This is a genomic window from Paenibacillus helianthi, assembly GCF_001909055.1.
GTDB lineage: Bacteria > Bacillota > Bacilli > Paenibacillales > Paenibacillaceae > Paenibacillus_AQ > Paenibacillus_AQ helianthi.
Window position 1 is genome coordinate 1 of sequence record NZ_LVWI01000026.1, and the last position, 634, is coordinate 634.

Annotated in this window: 2 protein-coding genes; both read right to left on the reverse strand. The window is 45.1% G+C overall.

Translation table 11 applies throughout. The annotated features are described in order from the left end of the window. Positions 1-223, reverse strand: a 223-nt coding sequence (locus A3844_RS07280; RefSeq protein ID WP_074107031.1) for a transposase, incomplete at its 3' end; no start/stop codon positions are given. A gap of 65 nt (positions 224-288) precedes the next feature. Further along, a partial coding sequence (locus A3844_RS33045) for a hypothetical protein (protein ID WP_208619405.1) occupies positions 289-634 on the reverse strand: 346 nt, incomplete at its 5' end.

The following is a 634-nucleotide window of genomic DNA, read 5'->3' on the forward strand; positions in this document are numbered from 1 at the left end:
GGAGGTCCTGAAATTGAGCCGCATCTTGCTGGATCTGCTTAGTTTCGTTTTGTTTTCTTACCATAAGGTCATCCACCTCATCCTGATATTGGCGAACCCAGTTTCCAAGGGTCTTGGGAGAGAGGCCATGCTTCCGGGCTACCGCCTCTATCCGATACCCCGAGAGCACCTCCACCACAAACTCCTTCTTGGTTTGTATGGGGCACCGAAATCGTCTTTTCATGGATACTTCCTCCACTTCTTTTAGTGTATCTGAAGTGGTTAAAAGTGTCCAAATGGATTAGGGGGCTAAAAAGAAAGGACATTTTTTGCATGGTGTGTTCTATTGGAATGGCTTAAAATAAACTTTATGTTCAATAAGCGGGAAGGGGCGGTCTCGGGATGGACAGAGAGAGATTCCACAATGAGCAGTCTGACGCGTTGTCCTAAGGAATGAAGTGGAAAAAGGTACACTAATTCACCAATCCAGGTGTGAAAATCAGAAATAGGTGGAAAGAGTGAACCTAAATCAAGAATAAACGGTGGATTTGGGCAGTTTTCATCAATGTAAGTGGATACATTCCACTTGAGGGTTCTGGATGGCTGGTTGCTAAGGGTTAAAGTGGAGAAATTCCACCTGGTTCCGCCTGTAATC